The sequence below is a fragment of the Arthrobacter sp. D3-18 genome (genome assembly GCF_054408525.1).
The window spans coordinates 458,871-478,427 of the sequence record NZ_CP096440.1 but is presented as its reverse complement, the minus strand read 5'-3'; the positions used below and the strand labels follow the sequence as shown (position 1 = coordinate 478,427).

Genomic DNA, 19,557 nt, shown 5'->3' with positions numbered 1-19,557 from the left:
CCTTGGTGCAGGGATGGTTTCGAAAGGTTGGAATCAGTCTGTCCGCCGTCGAGTCCGCACAGAAGACCCCATGTGTAAAGGAATATTCATCAAGCCTTACACTGTGTAAATGCTGCCTACCGTGAGCCATATCCTTCAGCTTCCTGTGCTGCGAGCCGCCGCCCCCAAGGTGCTTGGCGGTGCGACTGGATTGGACGCGCCTGTTCGCTGGGTGCACGTCAGCGAAATCCTCGACGTCGGCAACCTGCTGTCCGGCGGGGAACTGGTTCTTACCACGGGCCTTGAGCTTGAGAAATCTCCGGAAGAATCGGCGTCGTTCATCCGCTCATTGGAGGCGGCCGGAGCCGCAGGATTGATCGTGGAACTGGTCGGGCAGCGTCAACGCAGCAGAACCGCCTTGGAGAAAGCCGCCCGTACGGCAACATTGCCGGTGGTCGTTGTGGAGCATCGGGTGCGGTTCGTCCAAGTCACGGAGATCGTCCACAGGATGATCGTGGCCGAACAACTGGAGCGAGTGGAACGCGCCCGGGACGTCCATGAAGCATTCACCGTGCTGAGCCTGGAAAGTGCGGACACTCAACGCGTCGTGGAGCAAGCAGCCACCATGATTGGGGCTTCAGTGGTGCTGGAGGACCTTTCGCACCTGGTGCTTGCCTACGCGGGCCAGCACGTGTCCACCACGGATCTCCTGGACGACTGGGAGCGACGATCCAGGACCACGCCCTTCCCGGCACACACCGCACGGTCCGGACCAGAGCGATGGCTGCAGGCAGCGGTCGGCGTCCGGCAACAAGTCTGGGGCAGGCTGGTGGCGCCCACACCGCCCGCGGCTTTCGACGCCGACGAGGATATGGCGATCATGGTTCTTGAGCGGGCGGCCCAGACCCTGGCGATCAACCGTTTGGCGGACCGCGATCAACGCGAGCTCAGCCATCACGCACAGGCCGGGCTCCTGAACGCACTCCGCCAGCCCCGTGGACTCAGCGAAGCGGAGGCACTGGCACGCGCTGGTTCCTTAGGCTTGAAACGCTCGTCGTACTACGTCCCGCTGGTTTTCAGGACCGCCCTCCAGGCTTGGGGTTCCCCGGTCCTGCCCGCAGACCCCTTCGCCGGACAGCAGGACGAACGCGAACTTCTCGAGCGGCTGGCCAAGGCATTGAAGTCCAGCGCCGGTACAGCTTTGGCTGCAAGCATCCAGTCCGGTTCGGTGGGCATGATCCTCGCCCTCCCCGCCCGCCAGCAAGAGGAGGCGACCCTGCAAATCCTGGCCGAGGCTGCCGCAGGACCAGGGGTAGATGCGAACCCGGCGGTCCAGCCCAACTCTGCGGCGCCCCCTGCATGGATCATCGGAGTGGGCCGCCTGAAGGCAACGCTGTTGGAAGCCGCGGCGGGCATCGACGAAGCCGCCCATGTAGCCGAGAGTGCCGCCACGCTCCGGGAAGTGGGCAAGCCCTATTATCGGGCTACAGACGTGCGCCTTCGCGGGCTCCTGGCCCTCCTGCGCAAGGATCCCCGCGTTCAGCAATTCGTGGAGTCGGAGTTGTCTGCCGTCCTTCAAACGGAAGCCGAGGGCAAAGGCGAATACCTGGAACTGCTGGGGCTTTACCTCGGGTCTGGCGGCAACAAAGCCGCCATGGCGCGCAGCGGTTACCTGAGCCGCCCCACGCTTTATGCCCGGCTCGCCAAGCTGGAGGAACTGCTGGCCGTGGACCTGGACGACGCCGAATCGCGAACCTCATTGCACGTGGCGCTTCTGGCGCATCTCATCCGGGGCCAGTAACCGGGCGCCATTGGTGCGACCATGGACGGATGGCCAAACCCTTCACCCTCACGCAGCTGCGGTACTTCGCCGTGGTGGCGGAACTCGAGAACATGACGGCCGCGGCCCAGCGACTGATGGTGACGCAGTCTGCGCTATCCGCGGCGATGGCCCAGCTGGAAACGAGCCTGGCCACACAGCTGTTCGTTCGCCATAAGTCCCGGGGCCTTCGACTGACACAGAGCGGCCGACAATTCGCCAAGGACATCAAGTCCTTCCTTGAGCAAGCAGATTCGCTGTATGAGTCCGCGCGAGGCCTGTCCACCACGCTGGTCGGCGAGCTGAAAGTCGGCGTCTTCGCCCCGCTGGCGCCTTTTCGCCTTCCCGCCATCCTGCAGACATTCGAAAGCCGACATCCCGGCGTCGAGGTTTCCATCCTGGAGGCGGACCTGGCTACGTTGCAGGACGCGCTGATGGATGGCCGTTGCGACGTCGCCCTCACCTACGGCCTGGGCCTTGGCAAGGGTTTCGCCTACAAAGTGGTGGAGCGGGTTCCACCACACATCCTGGTCCACGAGGGGCACCCGGCGGCCGCGCGCCCGGAACGTGAAATCTCGCTGAGGGAGCTCGACGGCGAGCCTTCCGTGGTGCTGGACCTTCCGCATAGCCGGGAGTACTACGAGCAGCTGTATGCCATGGCCGGGGTAGTCCAGAATGTTCGGCACCGATTCGCGGGGTATGAGACTGTACGCTCATTCGTTGCCAAGGGCCACGGCTATGCCATCCTCAATCAGCGGCTGCACAGTGACGTCACTTATTCAGGCGGCAAAGTGGTTCCCCTGGCATTGACGGATGCCTTCCCGCCGATCGAGGTGATGTTGGTCCGACCCGAAGGAGTGCAAGCCACCCAACGGGTGCTGGCCTTCGAAGAGACCTGCCTGACGTTGTACGGGGCGGTCCGGGACTAGGTCTCGACGACTGGAGTCATCGAAGAAGTCGATCGCAGAATCAAAAACAATCAATTGGACAGATGTGATCCGCGTCACCGAAAGTTGAACAAGTCCAGCAACTGCACCAGCGGGTAATGTCCCCAAAGTGCCCGCCGTTGCAGTAAAGGTCACCTCAGCTGGACCTCCGTTTGCCATCTTGATCAGAGGAGATTCGATGGTACAGAACAGCGTAGAAAGTGTCCGCGTGGTTTCGCCGCACGGACCCATCCGCAACAACCAAGCAATATTCGCCGAAATCATTTCCCACAGCCGAAACACCGAATCGGCAGCAGGAAATCTGAGCAATCTAGCGTGGCAGTCATGACCCTCAATAAGCTCGCCGAGCAAGAATCGGCCCAGGATCCGGCACGCTCAACGCCCACCACCGATGGCAATGTCCAGCCCCATCACAAGTCCACAGTCATGCAGAAGCGTGTCCTGGCTGGCGGCAGCGTCGGCCAGTTCATCGAGTTCTACGACTTCACCCTCTACGGCCTCACGGCTGTGGTGTTCTCTCAACTCTTCTTCCCGGGCAGCAACCCGCTGACAGCAATGCTGGCCACGTTCGCCACATTCGGCGTAGCTTTCGTGGTCCGCCCCCTCGGCGGCCTGTTCTTCGGCGCACTGGGTGACCGGATCGGTCGGCGCCGGGTCCTCACCATCACCCTCATCGCGATCGGCGGAGCCACGGCCCTCATGGGGCTGCTCCCCACGTACGCCCAAATCGGAGCTTGGGCCCCGGCCCTCCTGGTGCTCTGCCGGTTGATCCAAGGATTCTCCGCGGGTGGCGAATCCGTTGGTGCGCCGTCCTTCGTGTTTGAACATGCACCCGTCAGCAAACGGGGTTTCTGGCTCAACATCACCATCGCAGCAACGGCGCTGCCATCGGTGGTGGCGGGCTCCATGATCCTGATCCTCAGCCAGTCGATGCCCAACTCGGCATTCATGGAATGGGGATGGCGTTTGCCGTTCCTGCTGGCCCTCCCCCTTGCCTTGTTCGGCGTGTGGATCCGCAGCCGCACCGAAGAAAGCGATGTCTTCAAGAAAGCACAGTCCGGGCAGACCAAGGAATTCAGCCCCATCCGCGAGGCCTTCCGCGAAAACAAGCTCCGCATGCTGCAGGTCATCTTCGTGATGGGCCTGACAGCCATGGGCTTTTACTTCCTCTCCGCCTATTTCGTGTCATATGTCCAGACGACAGGAAAACTAAGCCGCGAACAGTCATTGATGGTCAACGCCGCGGCTCTGGCACTCTATGCCGTACTCCTGCCGATCGGCGGGCGACTCGGGGATCGTTTCGGCCGCAAGCCAATGTTGATCGCCGGTTCCGCTGCCCTGGCCTTGCTGTCCATCCCGAGCTTCATGCTCGTGACCAGCGGCAGCCTGCCCCTTGCACTGCTCGGCCAGTCAATCTTCGTGGTGGCACTCTGCATCTACGGTGGCGGCTGCTACACGTTCTTCGTCGAAATCTTCACCACCAAGACACGCTTCACCTCGGCAGCTGTTAGTTACAACGGCGCCTACGCGATCTTCGGCGGCACCGCTCCACTGATCGGCACCGCACTGGTAGGCGCTACCGGGGTACCGCATGCGCCAGGCCTCTACATGGCGGCAGCTGCCGCCGTCGTACTTCTCCTGATCCTCTTCACCAAGGTGCCTGAGACCCGCGGCCGCATGGGCTAGACCTACCGCACCCACTGCACTTCAAAGCACTCTAAGGACCTCCATGACTTCCTCAACTTTTCTTCAGGACTTCCACCATGTGGCCACCATTGGCGCCACAGCCAACAACGGTGTGGACCGCCAAGCCGCAACACCGGATGATGCAAAGACCCGCGCCTGGTTTGGGCAGTGGATTCACGACGCCGGATGGCAGCTTCAGGTGGATGGCATCGGCAATATGTTCGGGCTGCTTGAGTGGACGCCCGGGGCGCCCTTCATCCTGATCGGTTCCCATCTGGACAGTCAGCCGTTGGGTGGCCGGTTCGACGGCGCCTACGGTGTGATTGCCGCCCTGCACGCGGCCCGGTCCATTGACCTCGACGTCAGGGCGGCCGGCACCGCGCCCCGCTTTAACCTGGCCGTCGTCAACTGGTTCAACGAGGAAGGTGGCAGGTTCGCACCTTCCGTCATGGGAAGTTCCGTTTTCACGGGGCTGTTCGACCGTGAACAGATGTTGTCCGTCAAAGATCTCCAGGGTGTCTCAGTCCGTGAGGCCTTGGAAGGCATTGGTTACCTCGGCACGGATGCCGGACCGACGGCCGCGGGATACGCGGAAATCCATATCGAGCAGGGCCGCATCCTGGAACGGGAAGGAATCAACATCGGATTGGTGGACAGCAGCTGGTACACGCAGAAGCTGGACATTGAAGTGCTGGGCGAACAGTCCCACACTGGTGCCACCGCCATGGCAGACCGGCACGATGCCCTGGTGGCGGCATCGAAAATCATCCTGATGGTCCACGAGGTCACCAAAGACTTCGACGAGGAAGCGTTGGTCTCTTCCGTAGGCCAGCTGACATTGGAGCCCAACTCGCCCATCGTCGTCGCACGCCGTGTGCACTTGGTGGCGGATTTGAGGTCCGGAGACCCGGAGATCGTCAATGCAGCCCGGGTCAGGGTGCTGGCCGACATCGGGAAACTGGCCGCTGAACATGACATCAAGGTCAACGTCAAAGACTTCGACATCCGCCCCATCCGGCGTTTCCCGGAAGCCGGGCTCGAACTATCAGCCAAGATCGCGGCCAATCTTGGGCTGTCTTCCCGCCGCATCCAGACCATGGCCGGGCACGATTCCGTGGCCATGAATACGGCCGTTCCGTCAGTGATGTTGTTTATCCCGAGCGTGGACGGCGTATCCCACTGCGAGCGCGAATTCACCAGCGACGAGGATATGGTGACGGGCGTGGAAATGCTGACGGGTGTTGCCCGGGAGCTGGTGCAGGGAGAGTTGGCATGACCGCTTTGCACTACCTCGACGCGAGTGCGGCCCTGGATTTGTTCCGGCGCCGTGAGCTCTCTCCGGTGGAACTACTGCAAGCGGTGATCGACCGCATCGGGGAGGTAAACGGCGGCATCAATGCGCTGACAGAGACACTCTTTGAGGAGGCCCTGCCGGCGGCACGAAAGGCAGCCACCCAGTATGCCCGCGGCCGGGACATCACTCCCCTGCTGGGATTGCCGGTGGCCGCAAAGGAAAAACACGGGCTCCAAGGCCGCACACTCTCCCAGGGGCTAGTGGCGCGGAAGGACACCATTGCAGCGGCGGACCATCCTGTGATTGACAGGATTCGACGGGCCGGCGGGATCATCCACGCGCGAACCACCACACCGGAGTTGAGCTGCGCCACTGTCACGCACAGCCCGCTCTGGGGCGTCACCCGAAATCCCTGGAACCAGCAGTTCTCCCCTGGTGGGTCCTCGGGTGGTTCAGGTGCGGCGTTGGCTGCGGGGTTCGCACCCCTGGCTACGGCGTCCGACATCGCTGGATCAACCCGGCTACCGGCGTCGTTCACTGGAACAGTTGGCTACAAGGCGCCCTACGGAAGGATTCCAGGGTTAGCCCCGTTGTCAGCGGACCACTACCGGGGTGATGGGCCCATGGCACGTACCGTGGCAGACACGGCATTGCTGGCGAACATCATGTCCGGGCGGCACCCCGGTGATCACACCACAGTGGCCGACGCTGCGGCGATAACTCCGGATCCGACAAGGGTGGCCGGCTTGCGGATCGCGCTTTGCCTGCGCTTGGGCAATTACCCGGTAGCTCCCGACGTCGAGGCCAACACGCGGCGAGTGGCGGAAGCACTGACGGCGGCGGGGGCCGTGGTGGAGGAGATCGTCCTCCCCTGGAGCGTCGAGGAAATCAGCCGAACCATGTTCACGCACTTCGGATATCTGCTAGGCCCGGCCATGGAGGACGAAACGGCCGGTGGCGAACCCCAGCTCGCCGCCTACACCATGCGCTTCATGGCTGATGCCCGCGCGGCAGCCAAGGCCAACCGATATGTGGACGGGCTGCGGGCCGAAACCCTCCTGCAGGCCCAGCTGGCAGAGGCCATGACCGGGTTCAACGCGCTGCTGTGTCCGGCGTCGGCTATTCCAGCTTTGGAAGCCGACGCCGACTATCTCAACGGAATCGACGCCAACGGCCAACACCTCAGCCATTACTGGCAGGCACATATGACTGCGCCGTTCAACATTGCCAATCGATGCCCGGTCCTGGCCGTTCCCAGCGGCATGGCAGACTGCGGCATCCCCACAGGGGTGCAGATCGTGGGCCATCCTTTCGATGACGCCACCGTATTCCACCTCGGTGCAGCCGTGGAATCCGTGCTTCCGTGGGCTGATCGCCACCCTATGACACCCGAATTCGCGGGGCACTTCGGGTAGCGGAGCTACCCTACGCGCTCACCAGCCCCGCAACCTCGGCCACGAGTTCCACCGACCGCAGGCGCTCTTCCGTACCGATGCTCTGATGCGCCACGATCAGTTCATCGGCACCAGCGAACGCCGCGAACTCATCGAGGTAATCCCGCACCACATCCTTGGTGCCCACGGCGGAGAACTTCATCATCTGGGCGATGTGCTGTCCCTGCGGGGAGTCGAGCACCATGTCTGCTTCGTCGTCGGTGAACTCGCGGCCGCCGCCGAAGAACAGCGAGACACGGGCGCGCTTCACGGCCAGGTGGATGGCCTGTGCCTCGGAGTTGGAGTCCGCGGCCGTGACGTTCACGCCGGCGATCACGTGCGGCTCGGACAGCTGGTCCGAGGGCTGGAATTCGCGGCGATAGACAGCTACGGCATCCTGAAGCGCGGCCGGGGCAAAGTGTGAAGCGAAAGCGTACGGGAGGCCAAGCTGGGCGGCCAGCTGGGCCCCGAACAGCGAGGACCCAAGGATGTACAGCGGCACGTTGGTGCCCTTGCCCGGCGTCGCTTCAACACCCTGGATGCGGGTGGGACCAGTGAGGTAGCCCTGCAATTCCAGGACATCCTGCGGGAACCTGTCCGAGGATGTGTGGTCTCGACGCAGCGCACGCATGGTGTTCTGGTCACTGCCGGGGGCACGGCCGAGACCGAGGTCGATCCGCCCCGGGTGCAGCGTCTCCAACGTGCCGAACTGCTCAGCGATGGTCAGGGGCGAGTGGTTGGGCAGCATGACGCCACCGGCACCCAGACGGATGGTTTTGGTGTGGGCGGCGACGTGGGCGATCAGCACGCTGGTAGCGGAGGAGGCAATCGCGGACATGTTGTGGTGCTCGGCGTACCAGACCCGGCGGTAGCCCAGCTCTTCGGCCTTCTGCGCCATGGCCACGCTGCCTGCGAGGCTTTCCGCCACCGTCTGGCCTTTCCCGATGGTTGCCAGGTCGAGGATGGAAAGAGGAACAGTCACAGGAAAAGCCTTTCGGTACGTTTTGTACCCGCACGGTTGATTGCCGGGCACTCTAGCGACAACGACGACGACACCCGGCTTATTTCTGTGAGTTGCGTCGCGCGCTTCTTTCCCACGGTTTCGGGGCAGTTTTGTGACCCCGTTCGACGTCCGATTAACCGCCGTGAACCCCTGTATCCCAGCGTTTCAGACCGCTTTGACACTTCCGGATGCTGCCGGATAGTTGCAGCCACAAGTACGCATCAGCCCATCCTGTCGCGATGATCAGGAAGAACCAAGGAGACATAATGGCACGCTTTGCTCTCAAGACCGGCGCCACGGCGGCGCTGGCCGCTACGGCGTTACTGGGGCTGGCGGCCTGCTCCGATCCCGGGGCGACGGCCGCAACGGGGGCGACCGCTCCGGCGTCGAGCGCTTCATCAAGCACCAAAGAGTTCAACCTGACCCCGCAGCAGGACCGCGTCAAGGTGACGGTGGATTCCGCCGCGGCCGCACTGGTTCCCGAGGCCATCAAAGCGGACGGCAAGCTGACCGTGGTGACCACCGGCGGCACTCCCCCGCTGAGCACCTTCGCCACGGATAACAAGACGCTCATTGGCAGCGAAGTGGACATTGCCTACGCAGTGGGCGAGAGCCTGGGCCTTCAGGTGGAAGTGCTGCCGGTGGCATGGGCGGACTGGCCGCTTGGCGTCGAATCCGGCAAGTACGAGGCCGTCCTCTCCAACGTCACGGTCACCGAAGCGCGCAAGGAGAAGTTCGACTTCGCCACCTACCGCAACGATCTCCTGGGCTTCTACGCCAAGACCGATTCGGACATCTCCACCATCAAGGAAGCCAAGGACGTGGCCGGCAAGCGCATCATCGTCGGCTCGGGCACCAACCAGGAAGCCATCCTGGTGCGCTGGGACGAGGAGAACAAGAAAAACGGCTTGAAGCCGGTTGAGTTCCAGTATTACGACGACGACTCCGCCTCCCAGCTCGCCCTGCAGTCAGGCCGCGCCGACCTGACGTTCGGACCCAATGCATCCGCCGCGTACAAGGCGGCGAAAGATGGAAAGACCAAGGAAGTGGGCACGCTCGAAGGCGGCTGGCCGCTGAAGGCTGAAATTGCCTTCACCACCCAGAAAGGCAACGGCCTCGCCGTTGCCGCCCAAGCTGCGCTGAACACCCTCATCAAGGACGGCAACTACGCCAAGATCCTGGACCGCTGGGGACTCTCCTCCGAGGCCATTCCGGCGTCCGAGCTGAACCCGGCAGGCCTGCCCAAGAAGTAAGCTCGCTGACCCAACTGAGTCGCAGTTCAGGTCGTTATGAGCGGGTGGTTTCTAGCGGTTATCGCAACAGGAAGGTTCTGATCATCTCATTGGGGGTGCAGAAGTCGAATCGTTGGCGGGGTCTGTCGTTGAGTTCGTGGGCGACGTAGTCGAGGTCGGTTTGGCTGTAGATGCTTAGGTCTGCGCCTTTGGGGAAGTACTGGCGCAGGAGCCCGTTGGTGTTCTCGTTCGAGCCGCGTTGCCAAGGTGAGTGGGGATCGCAGAAGTAGATGTCGATGTCGGCTGCGATCTTCACTTCCTTGTGCCTGCGCATTTCGGTGCCTTGGTCCCAGGTCAGTGAGAGCCTCAGTTCGTCGGGAAGGGCGCCCATTTTGCGGATCAGCCCATCCCGAACAGACTCGGCACGGTTTTGACCGGTCGGGACATGGAGGAGCATCACGAACCCGGTTGTGCGCTCCACGATGGTGCCGATGGCGGTTTTTCCGTCCTTGCCTACGATCAGGTCCCCTTCCCAATGCCCTGGCACGGCACGGTCTTCGACCTCGGCGGGACGGTCGGCGATCATGACCTTGTCCTGGATTCTGCCGCGGCGTTCGTCGGGGCGGCGTTGGGGTTTGCGCAGGGTCCGGCCGGTGCGCAGGTTCTTGACCAGTTCCCGCTTTAGCCCGCCCCGGGACTCGAGATAGAGGGACTGGTAGATGGTCTCGTGTGACACCCACATCTCCGGGTTGTTCGGGAAGTCCTTGCGGAGTCTGCCAGCGATCTGGACCGGTGAGTCTTTCTTTTCGAGCCGCTTTTCGACTTCCAGGCGCAAGGGCTTGTTGCTGTTGAGCTTAGCGGTCTTGGGCCTGGCTGCCCGGGCGTGGGCGCGGGCATGGGCGGTGGTAGCCCGGTAGAAAAAGACCTTGTCAGCGTTCCGCCGGAGCTCCCGGGAGATCGTTGACGGGGAACGACCCAAACGTCTGGCGATCTCACGGACCGATTCCTTGCCCCGCCATAACGAGATCAACTCCCGCTCCTGGAACGATAGGGAACGGCCGGTCAGGGTCCGGCCCCGACGGGGCCGGACCCCTCCTGAGGACCTCAGCTCACGGCGGACCGTCGTTACGGACCACCCGACGAACGCACCAGCATCTTCAAAACGGGCACCGTCCGCAACCTGCTGCCAGAACGACTGGACAACCTCAGCAACCAAACGATTCGTGAACTTCACCATGGCAATCGACACCCTTCAATAATCAGGTGTTGCGATCACCGCATGATTCAGCGCGTTCAAAACGACCTGAACTGCGACCTACTTGGGTGCGGCTAGAAGTGGGCGGGATCTGTGTTGGCTCCGCAGAGAATGACCGCCACCGTTTCGCCGTCGTTCGGCTTGTACGCCCCTGAAAGCAACGCCACGTAGGCAGCCGCTGCGCCGTGCTCCACCACGATGCGGTGAGTCTCCCACAGGGCCCTTCGGGCTTGGACAATATCCTCGTCGCTGACCAACAGGCTTTGGACACCGGTACGCCGGGCAACTCCAAAGCCGATCTCTCCGATCCGCCGAGCACCCAGCGAATCGGCCGTGATCCCGGAGACCGCCACATCCACCGGCTCGCCCTTGGCCAGCGCCGTGTGCAGGGTAGGGACTGTTTCTGCTTCGACGCCCACCACGTGTGCCCTGCCTTCGGCGGCCGCAGCAATGCCACCCATCAACCCGCCGCCACCTACAGCAACGAGGATCGTGTCGACGTCGGGCAGTTCGTCAAGGAGCTCAAGCCCGACGCCACCGGCGCCGGCCACGATCTCGGGCTGATCATAGGCATGGCAGTAGACGGCCCCCTTTTCTTCAGCGAAGCGGATCGCAGCGGCATAGGCCTCCGCGTACTCAGCGCCGCCTTGGACTACCTTCGCGCCACTTGCGTAGAGCTTGTGGACCTTGTTTGCCGGGGCCGACTCTGGAACGAAAGCTGTTGCAGGGACTCCCAGCTTGGCTGCGGCGTAAGCGTTGGCCAGGCCAGCGTTGCCACCTGAAGCCACCACGATGCCCACCTCCGGATTGAGCTCCCCGGTTTCCTTCGCCGTGAGCAGGCGGTTGAAAGCACCACGGGCCTTGAAGGAGCCGGTGTGCTGCATGTACTCGCACTTGAACCACAGGTGGTACGGCTCCTGGTTGCCACTCTCGGCGAGCGGCGTATGGCGTACCCAGCCCGCTGTCCGGGAGTACGCTGCTTCTACTTCTTCGCGTGTGACCATCGTGGCTGCACCTTTCGTCCGTTTCATCCTATGGTTTTCGTGGGCGGCCGCAGGCCTCGCGGGTATACCCACCACCCTGCCAATATTGTCTTGCAATACCGAGCAATATTGTGTGACAATAATTCATGGGGATTAGATGGGCGAGCAGCAGCCAGACGTAAGATTCTCGATATTGCAGAAAGGGGCACTGCGCGATGAATGAAAATGGGATGGAAGCAAAAGAGGACGAGCGCTACGCGGATCTTGCCGATTGGGCGGAGACTGCAGACATCGGACCCGACGCCCACATCACGAAGGCCAAAGGGCCCGAAGCGGGACACTCGATCCTTGAGGCTGCGCTGGGCTCGGCGGCGGCAGTACGACGCGCCGTCGGAAAGCCTTCCTTGAGTGCCAAGGGCACTTCACCGTCTCGGTCCATCCGGCTTCCAGAGGAAATGGACGCCCAACTTTTGGCCCGCGCCGCAGCTGAGCACCGAAAGCCCTCCGCCATAATGCGTGATGCCCTAGCGGAGTACCTGGCGAAGGCTTCCTGACCAGCAATCCAATGGTCGGCATAGGCTTGATGGCATGTCCGCTGACTTTGTCCTCCGCCCCTCCGTAGCCACCGACGCCGCTTGGATTGCCGAACTTCGCGCTGTAGTGATGCGACCGGACCTTGAGCGGTTGCAGCGTTTCGATCCTGTGCGGGTCCGCGAGCGCTTCTTGAACGGATTCCAGCCCGAGCACACGTACATCATTCATTCGGACGGCGTAGACGCAGGCGTGATCGCTGTCCGCCCCGAGCCGGATAGCCGGTGGATTGAACACTTCTATGTAGCTCCCGCACATCAGGGCAGAGGCCTGGGCAGTGCCGTGCTCCGCCACGTCATGTCGGCTTCCGTGGACGAACGTCCGTTCCGTCTGGATGTGTTGCAGGGAAGCCCGGCCCGTCGCCTCTACGAACGTCACGGCTTCGTGCTGGAATCCGAGGACCCCATCGATGTGTTCATGGTGGCCCCCGTCGAACCACTGACTCCGCGGACGGAAGTGCGGTAACCTCAGCACACCACGCGGCAACGACGCGATACTTTCCGGGGGGAAAAATGGGGAACTTTCGATCGCGCTCGTTGAGGCGCTCTGTCACGGCCGTAATCGCAATGGGACTCTTGGGTTCCGGGCTGCCGGTGGCCGGGCTGCTGGGTGCCGGGCCTGCCACTGCAACATCCCAGCCGACGCCGTTCATCGACGGCGTCCCTTACGTCGGCTCTGAAATGAGACGCCAGTACAACTACGACTACTGGGGCTGCAGGAATCCCGACGGTTCCGGGGACGCGATCACCTTGGAATGGTTGCGCGATGGCCAACCACTCCCCGCCCAGCGTCAGGGTGAAACTTTGCGTGTCCTCCCTGAAGACCAGGGCAGCCGCATCTCTTTGAGGGTTTACCCGCTCACTCCCGGCGAACCGGGCTGCCCCACCGGGTCTCAGTTGAGCGCCGAGACCAAACCCATCAAGGCCTCCAGCCGTGCCATGGGCTGGACAGGACGCGGCAACTTCGAACCCCTCGCACGCACGCATGATGGCCGGCTCATCCTGTACCCGCGGACCTACACCTACTACAAAGGCATGTGCGAGGGCCCATGCCCGGTCTACTTCGGTTCCTGGGATGAGCCCCGGCAGGTGGGGGCGGGCTGGAACATGTTCAACATCGTCTTCTCGCCCGGCGATTTCGATGGCGACGGAGCCAACGATCTCCTCGCCAGGAACGCGTCCGGCCAGCTCTTCCTGTACCCGGGCGATGGCGACGGCGGTTGGCTTTCAGCCCGGCAGGTCGGCACCGGGTGGAACGTCTTCAACTCAATCGTCGGTCCAGGAGACTTCAACGGCGACGGCACCAACGACGTCCTGGCACGCGACGGTGCGGGCGGCCTGTTCCTCTATCCAGGAGATGGAAGCGGCGGTTGGCTCGCCCCGTCCAAAGTGGGCTGGGGCTGGCACGTCATGAACAAAATCATCCCCGGCGGCGACATGAACGGTGACGGCACGGTGGAAATCTTCGGCCGGGACCATGATGGTGGCCTTCAGCTGTACTCCGCCGATGGTCAAGGCGGCTGGGGTGCCCAGGCGTACATGGGTGGAGGCTGGAACGGCTTTATGGACGTGGCGGGGCTGGGCAGTTACGCCCATCAGAAATACAACAACCTTGCCGCCGTCAATGGCAACGGCGACCTCGTGTTGTACTCCACGGGCGCCATGACCACCGGCCTTTACGGTCCCCAAGGTCCTGTGGGCAGCGGCTGGAACGTGTTCAGGGAACTGCTCTAGCTCCCTTGCGCCGCTAGAGCGCCTGCCCCCACACCGTCAGCTGCAGGCTGACCGTCCCGCGCGAAACGTCGACGACGGCGGCACTCGAGCCGCCGCCGTCGGGTCCTGTCCCGCGTCGGCCCGGCAGAAAGCCAAGCCGACGCAGCAAGTTCTTCAGCAGGCGTTCTGCCCTCATCAGACGTGCACCGAATCTTCGGACCGCACCGGCGTCTCGAGTCCCAGGTTTTCGCGGAGCGTAGTGCCCCGGTATTCCGTCGGGTAGACGCCGCGTTCCTGGAGCTCAGGCACCAAGTGGTTCACGATGTCGTCCAAACCCGTGGGGATGAGCCATGGCGAGATGTTGAATCCATCCACGGCGCCCACCCGGGCGTATTCGGCGAGGTGGTCGGCCACAGCCGTGTAGGAACCGGTAAAAGTGGCGTCGATGCGTGCCGTCTTGGAGGTGACGAACTGGCGGATGGAGAGGCCCTTGTCCTTGGCTTCGGCCCTCCACTGATCAGCCAGCTGGCGGGCCTTGGCGCCGTGGAAGCCACTGCCGCGGGTTTCGGAAGTTTCCTCCACCACAGGATCGATCTCCGGAAGAGGGCCATCGGGATCGTAGGACGAGAGTTCGCGGCCCCAGAACTGTTCCAGATAAGCAATAGCCTGCTGCGGACCGATCTGCAGGCTCCGCACCCAGGCCTTCTTCTCCTGGGCTTCCTGGTCCGTGGCGGCGAGGATGAACTCGCTTGCCGGCATGATCTGCACGGCGTTGGCACCGCGGCCGGCTGCGATGGAGCGTGCCACGATGTCGCGACGGAACTCGACGGCGTCGTCGAACTTGGGGTGGGCGGAGAAAATCACGTCTGCTTGGCGGGCTGCGAAGTCCCGGCCATCCGGAGAATCGCCGGCTTGGAAGAGCACGGGGCGGTACTGGGCGCTACGCGGAAGGCGCGGGGTGACATCAACGGTGTAGTGCTGGCCTTCGTGGAGCACTCGTCGGGCAGGTCCGGTGGGGGTTTCCCAGGAATCCCAAATACGCTTGGCGGTTTCCACAAATGCTTCGGCATGCTTGTACCGGTCAGCATGGTCCAGGTATCCGCCGCGGCGGAAGTTGGCGCCGGTCCAGGCGTTATCTGTGGTGACGATGTTCCACGCAGCCCGGCCACCGGAGATCAGGTCCAGGGACGACAAGCGATGCGCGAGGTCCGCGGGGTCGTTGTACGTGGTGTTCTGCGTAGCCACCAAGCCGATGTTCTTGGTGACTGCTGCCAATGCGGCAAGCATTGTCTGGGCGTCAGGCCGTCCCACAACATCGAGCGCATGGGGACGCCCAAGGTGTTCGCGGAGGCGGAGCCCTTCGCCCAGGAAAAAGGCTGCGAACTTGCCTCGCTCGGCGGTCTGGACGATGTGACGGAACGACTCAAAGTCCGTCTGCGAGCCTGCTTCGGGTGCTTTCCAAATGGTGCCGGAGTTGACGCCTTGGAAGAAGATCCCGAACTGGATCTGGCCGCTCGGTTGGAAAATGTCGCGTGTCATGGTGTTCCCCTACTTTCCGGCGGCAACAGTAGCCGCGGCAGTGGTCGAATAACGGTTCTCCGCCGGCGCAAGGCCCAGCGCATTACGGAACGTGCCGTCCTGAATGGGCGGACGCAACGTACCGCGTCGACGCAGCTCGGGGAGGACGAGCCGCGAAAGTTCTTCCAGTTCCACGTCCAGGACAGCCGGGTGGAGTCGAACTCCGTCGGCTTCCTGGAGAATCGAGTCGAGGAGATCGGCGAGGCCGGCAGCCGAACCGACAAACCGCGCACGGCCACTTTCTCGAGCGGACGCTGCTTCTTGAGCGGACGCTGTTTCTTGAGCGGAGAGGGCCCGCGAGTCCGCAGCCTGCCCACGCGCGTCCAGTACGACGTCGAGCTCTGCAACAATCGCTACCGAAGCACCAAGCCGGGCCCGCACGTCGCGGATCTCGGCAGTGAGCAGCTCCGGCGTCGGCGCGGTCACCAGCACGGCGTCCACCGCCTCTACCGGCACTAAGCCCTCCCCCACCAGCGATGCCACGGCCAACACTGGCAACTGACCCTGCAACGGCCGGGGAATGATGGAAGGGCCTTTCACCGAATAGGCCGGTCCTGCAAAGTCCGCGGGAGTTTCGAAGTCCGCGTAGTGCAGCTTGTCGACGTCGATATAACGCCCGGTGGCAACGTCGCGGATCACGGCGTCGTCCTCCCAGGAGTCCCACAACCTCCGGCTAACCTCGATGGACGCCGCTGCTTCCTGTGCCAGCGCCTCGCCCTGGACAAAAGAGCGTCCGACGGCGGCAGCAGCCTCGGGTGACTCTGCCGCGGTAGCGATCCACCCGGCCCGCCCGCCGGACACGTAGTCCAGGCTCGCGAGTTGCGTGGAGATGTGGAAAGGCTCCGTATAGACGGTATCCACCTCAGGGACCACAGCGATGGTCCGGGTGGCTGGTCCGGCAAAAGCCGCACGCTGCAGGGCGTTGACCCTTCCGGCATCGGGCGCGTCCTTGAAGGTTGCCACGTGGAAACCGGCCGACTCGGCCGCGAGGACGGCGGCGGCAAGGTTCTCATAACCTGCGCCGTCGAGTTCAATGGCAAGGAACCCGGCCTTGCGTTCTTCGAAGGTGCTCACTGCTGGTCCTGACGTTCGTAGGGAATCTTTTCTCCGGCTTCGATAGCCACGGGAAGCCGGTTTTCGGCGGGCGGTAACGGGCAGGTGGCAAGGTCTGTGTAGGCGCACGGCAGGTTGACGGCCCGGTTGAAGTCGAGCTGCACCGAGCCATCAGCGGCCGGGACCACGGACAGCGAGCGGTTGGCCGCGTAGGTGGTCTTGCCGGAAGTCTGATCGGTGAACAGTACGGACAGCGAACCCGGCGCGTGGCCGTTAAACGCCGTCAGTGCCAGTTCCTCACCGGCCAGTTTGAAGCGAATCTCACCCGGCGCTTCGTAGACGTGGTGGATGCCCTCGACGGCGGCACCCACCGTGGTGGGGCGCGGAGCCTCGAACGGGACGAATGTACCGGCTATGGCAAACGCGGCATTGGGAGTGTAGGCGGGTGTGCCCTGGTATTCCTTCAAGAGAGCGTTGGAGGGGTTCCGCGGGCGCACGATGTACTCACCGCCGCGTTTGGCCACCTCGATCACGGTATCGCCGGAGACCAAGTTGATGCCGCCGCGCTCCTCGATAGGCCCGAACTCCAGCGTCTTGCCGGTGTTCAGTTCCTCGCCGTCCTGCTGCAGGCTTTCGCCTGGCTTCAGGACAACACGTACGACGTCGTCCTCCGCACTCCAGCTGCCGGGCACGCCTTCCAGCGGAGTTGCCTCGTTGCTAAGCCAGTGCAAGTGGGTCACGGCGAGGAAACCATGAGGGTGGGCACGGTGGCGCTCATGGGCGGCGTGCCACTCCTGCCAGTCCTGGTCAAAGGATTCCGAGGCGGTTGCGGCGTGCGTAGCGCTTTTAGTGTGCAAAGACATGTGCGTTGTCCGTCCTGTTGAAGGCGTGGTCTGCTGTGACGGTTGCTGCGGCGTCGGGTTGGGTGGCCCCGGCAAATTCTGGTCGACCACCAAAGGGATCGTTGGCTTCCCACAGGGTGCTCGGCGCGGAAGCCCGGACGGCCGGAATGACCTCCAATGCGAAGCGTTCGAGGATCTCCAACTGCTGTTCGAAAGGCAGCGTGGTGGGCAAGGAGATAGACTGAAGGTCGTGTTGATACAGGGAGTGGTAGCTGAGGATCTTGTCGATCACCTGCTCAGGGCTGCCCACGAGTGCCGGCCCTTCGGCTACGGCATGTTAGATGTCCCGGAACGGTGAATTGTTCCCGGGGACATTCCGGCTGGCGGTCAGCCCTTCGTAAACAGGCCCGTACTGACGGATGGCTTCCTGGGTTGTGTTTGCGATGAAAACACCTCCTGCGCCACTGCCCGAGCCGAGGTATTGGTGCCGCGGATCGTGCCCGTGACGCTCGTACTCTTCTCGGTAATGGTCGATCAGGACCTTGTAGTTCTCACGGGGCTGGATGGCGTTGGCCGTAAACAGCGGGTCACCCCATTTGGCGGCGAGCGCAGCGGACGTCAGGGTTGTAGCCGAGCCGTGCCAAATCCGCGGCGACCCCGCGAAGGGGCGGGGCGTCGTCGTGGTTGGCTCGGTGAGGGCGGGCCTGAAACGGCCGGACCAGGTGACGCTTTCCTTGCGCCAAAGAGCCCGGAGCAGCGCGTACTTCTCGGCCAGGAGGTCCCACTGGTCGACCAGAGACAGCCCGAAGAGCGGGTACTGCAGGACTTCGTTGCCTTTGCCGATCACCAGTTCCAAACGGCCGCGGCTCAGTTGGTCGATGGTGGCGTAGTCCTCAGCCACGCGCACCGGGTCCAGCACTGAGAGCACGGTGACACCGGTTTGGAGCCGGATTCGGCTGGTCACGGCGGCAATCGCGGCGAGGACCGTCGTCGGGGATGAGGAAACGAACTCGCCTGCGTGGCGTTCCCCTACGGAGAAGCTGTCGAAGCCGAGTTCCTCCGCACGCCGGGCCGTTTCCACCACCTGGTTCAGCCGGTCGGCGGTGGAGACGATCTCCTCCGTCACCGGGTTCTTCACGTGGGGAATGATGTCAAGAACCTGGAACTTCATTTGCCGGTACCGAACGTGGCCTCGGTGACCGTCTTGGATTCCGGGATGGCTTCCTCGGAGAGCCCCCAGCGTTCCAGGACCTTGCCGTAGGAGCCGTCCTTGATGGTGGAGTTCAGGGCATCGGTGATGGCCGGAGCCAGCCCGTTGCCCTTGAGGGTGGTTGCAGCAACGAGTGTTTCTGCGGGCCACCCGGCGTTGACCTTGCCAACCACCTTGAGGTCGTCGCGGGTGTTCTCCCGGTAGGTCACCGATGGGAAGGGTGCCAGGTTCAGGTCCGTGCGGCCCGAGGAGAGCGCCAGGATGGTGTCGGCGTCGGAGGAGTAGTACTGCAGGGTGGCCGGCGCCTTGCCCTTTCCTTCGAGTTCCTTGTTCCAGGCCAGCAGAATCTTTTCCTGGTTGGTGCCGGAGCCCACGGAGATCTTCAAGCCCGAAATGTCGTCCGAACCCTTGATGTCGTACGTGGAGCTCTTCTTCGCTTCGAAGCCCATGTAGGCGGCACGGTAGGTGGAGAAATCAAAGAGCTTCACCCGGGCGGCGTTGATGCCCACGTTGGAGAAGACTGCCTCGAAAGCACCTGACTGGGTCTTCAGCGGCCAGTTCTCCCACGATGTCACCTGAAGATCCAGTTCCAGCCCGAGTTTGTCGGCCACAAGCTGGGCGATGTCCACCTCGACACCGATCGGCGTCTTGTCGTCGGTCGCGTGGAAGGACAACGGGATTGAACCAGCTGTGGTGGCAACGGTCAGCTTGCCGTCCTTGGCGATGGCTTCAGGGACGTTGGCGGCTGCAGCGGTGTCTTTTTCACCGCGGATGCGGTTCTGGTCCACTGACGTGTTGTAGACGATGCCGTTCTTGGCAGCCTCCGACTCCGGTTGGGCTGCCGACGCCCCAGGGTCGGAGCACCCGGCCAGCACGGGAAGCACGACGGCGGGAAGTACAGCGAGTGCCAGGAGCCTGGTCTTTGTAGCGCGAAGCATGG

At 63.0% G+C, this 19,557-nt stretch carries 17 protein-coding genes and 1 pseudogene; 9 read left to right on the top strand and 9 right to left on the bottom strand.

Features of this window, described 5'->3' with window-relative positions; all coding sequences use genetic code 11:
- Window positions 1-121 precede the first annotated feature (121 nt).
- The 5 genes from M1D89_RS04295 to M1D89_RS04275 all read left to right on the top strand — a co-directional run bounded on the left by M1D89_RS04295 (window position 122) and on the right by M1D89_RS04275 (window position 7,140).
- The gene (locus M1D89_RS04295) at window positions 122-1,780 is read left to right on the top strand and encodes a PucR family transcriptional regulator (RefSeq protein WP_498648345.1); all 1,659 of its coding nucleotides are present in this window, start codon (window positions 122-124) and stop codon (window positions 1,778-1,780) included.
- Between the two features lie 29 nt (window positions 1,781-1,809).
- A complete protein-coding gene (locus tag M1D89_RS04290; RefSeq protein ID WP_498648343.1) occupies window positions 1,810-2,727 on the top strand; it encodes a LysR family transcriptional regulator in 918 nt (305 codons plus the stop codon).
- A gap of 342 nt (window positions 2,728-3,069) precedes the next feature.
- Window positions 3,070-4,431: an MFS transporter gene (locus M1D89_RS04285; RefSeq protein ID WP_498648341.1), complete on the top strand. Its 1,362-nt coding sequence runs from the start codon at window positions 3,070-3,072 to the stop codon at window positions 4,429-4,431.
- A 43-nt stretch (window positions 4,432-4,474) separates the two neighbouring features.
- Complete coding sequence (locus tag M1D89_RS04280) at window positions 4,475-5,707, top strand: M20 family metallo-hydrolase (RefSeq protein WP_498648339.1); 1,233 nt, start codon at window positions 4,475-4,477, stop codon at window positions 5,705-5,707.
- Window positions 5,704-7,140 (top strand): amidase, encoded by a 1,437-nt coding sequence (locus tag M1D89_RS04275; RefSeq protein ID WP_498648337.1) that lies wholly within the window; start codon window positions 5,704-5,706, stop codon window positions 7,138-7,140. The genes M1D89_RS04280 and M1D89_RS04275 overlap by 4 nt, the downstream gene beginning before the upstream one ends.
- 10 nt (window positions 7,141-7,150) lie before the next feature.
- On the opposite strand, the gene M1D89_RS04270 is transcribed toward M1D89_RS04275, so the two are convergent.
- On the bottom strand, window positions 7,151-8,140 hold the full coding sequence (locus tag M1D89_RS04270; RefSeq protein ID WP_498648335.1) for an LLM class flavin-dependent oxidoreductase: 990 nt from the start codon (window positions 8,138-8,140) through the stop codon (window positions 7,151-7,153).
- Between the two features lie 287 nt (window positions 8,141-8,427).
- On the opposite strand from M1D89_RS04270, the gene M1D89_RS04265 reads away from it, so the two are divergent.
- The gene (locus tag M1D89_RS04265; protein WP_498648331.1) at window positions 8,428-9,414 is read left to right on the top strand and encodes an ABC transporter substrate-binding protein; all 987 of its coding nucleotides are present in this window, start codon (window positions 8,428-8,430) and stop codon (window positions 9,412-9,414) included.
- A 58-nt stretch (window positions 9,415-9,472) separates the two neighbouring features.
- Here M1D89_RS04265 and M1D89_RS04260 read toward each other — a convergent pair whose 3' ends face one another.
- Window positions 9,473-10,630: an IS30 family transposase gene (locus M1D89_RS04260; RefSeq protein ID WP_498645340.1), complete on the bottom strand. Its 1,158-nt coding sequence runs from the start codon at window positions 10,628-10,630 to the stop codon at window positions 9,473-9,475.
- Window positions 10,631-10,722: 92 nt separating this feature from the next.
- A complete protein-coding gene (locus M1D89_RS04255) occupies window positions 10,723-11,652 on the bottom strand; it encodes a threonine/serine dehydratase (RefSeq protein WP_498648329.1) in 930 nt (309 codons plus the stop codon).
- Between the two features lie 209 nt (window positions 11,653-11,861).
- Here M1D89_RS04255 and M1D89_RS04250 point away from each other — a divergent pair, with 209 nt between their 5' ends.
- The 3 genes from M1D89_RS04250 to M1D89_RS04240 are packed head-to-tail and all read left to right on the top strand — an operon-like array spanning window position 11,862 to window position 13,955.
- Window positions 11,862-12,185: a ribbon-helix-helix protein, CopG family gene (locus M1D89_RS04250; protein WP_498648327.1), complete on the top strand. Its 324-nt coding sequence runs from the start codon at window positions 11,862-11,864 to the stop codon at window positions 12,183-12,185.
- Window positions 12,186-12,219: 34 nt separating this feature from the next.
- On the top strand, window positions 12,220-12,687 hold the full coding sequence (locus M1D89_RS04245; RefSeq protein WP_498648324.1) for a GNAT family N-acetyltransferase: 468 nt from the start codon (window positions 12,220-12,222) through the stop codon (window positions 12,685-12,687).
- A gap of 47 nt (window positions 12,688-12,734) precedes the next feature.
- Window positions 12,735-13,955, top strand: coding sequence for an FG-GAP repeat domain-containing protein (locus tag M1D89_RS04240; protein WP_498648322.1), 1,221 nt, complete (start codon window positions 12,735-12,737; stop codon window positions 13,953-13,955).
- 13 nt (window positions 13,956-13,968) lie between these two features.
- On the opposite strand, the gene M1D89_RS04235 is transcribed toward M1D89_RS04240, so the two are convergent.
- The 6 genes and pseudogenes from M1D89_RS04235 to M1D89_RS04210 form a co-directional block, all read right to left on the bottom strand.
- Entirely contained in the window at window positions 13,969-14,130 is a 162-nt protein-coding gene (locus M1D89_RS04235; RefSeq protein ID WP_498648320.1) for a hypothetical protein, read from the bottom strand.
- The gene (locus M1D89_RS04230) at window positions 14,130-15,473 is read right to left on the bottom strand and encodes an NtaA/DmoA family FMN-dependent monooxygenase (protein WP_498648318.1); all 1,344 of its coding nucleotides are present in this window, start codon (window positions 15,471-15,473) and stop codon (window positions 14,130-14,132) included. Before M1D89_RS04230 ends, M1D89_RS04235 begins: the two co-directional genes overlap by 1 nt.
- Before the next feature lie 9 nt (window positions 15,474-15,482).
- A complete protein-coding gene (locus M1D89_RS04225; RefSeq protein WP_498648317.1) occupies window positions 15,483-16,586 on the bottom strand; it encodes an LLM class flavin-dependent oxidoreductase in 1,104 nt (367 codons plus the stop codon).
- Window positions 16,583-17,428 carry a DUF1684 domain-containing protein gene (locus M1D89_RS04220; protein ID WP_498648315.1) on the bottom strand — a complete coding sequence of 282 codons (846 nt, stop codon included), beginning with the start codon at window positions 17,426-17,428 and terminating at the stop codon, window positions 16,583-16,585. The genes M1D89_RS04225 and M1D89_RS04220 overlap by 4 nt, the downstream gene beginning before the upstream one ends.
- Window positions 17,412-18,578 (bottom strand): annotated as a pseudogene (locus M1D89_RS04215) (LLM class flavin-dependent oxidoreductase). Before M1D89_RS04215 ends, M1D89_RS04220 begins: the two are co-directional and overlap by 17 nt.
- On the bottom strand, window positions 18,575-19,555 hold the full coding sequence (locus tag M1D89_RS04210) for an ABC transporter substrate-binding protein (protein WP_498648313.1): 981 nt from the start codon (window positions 19,553-19,555) through the stop codon (window positions 18,575-18,577). The pseudogene M1D89_RS04215 and the gene M1D89_RS04210 overlap by 4 nt, the downstream one beginning before the upstream one ends.
- Window positions 19,556-19,557: the final 2 nt, after the last annotated feature.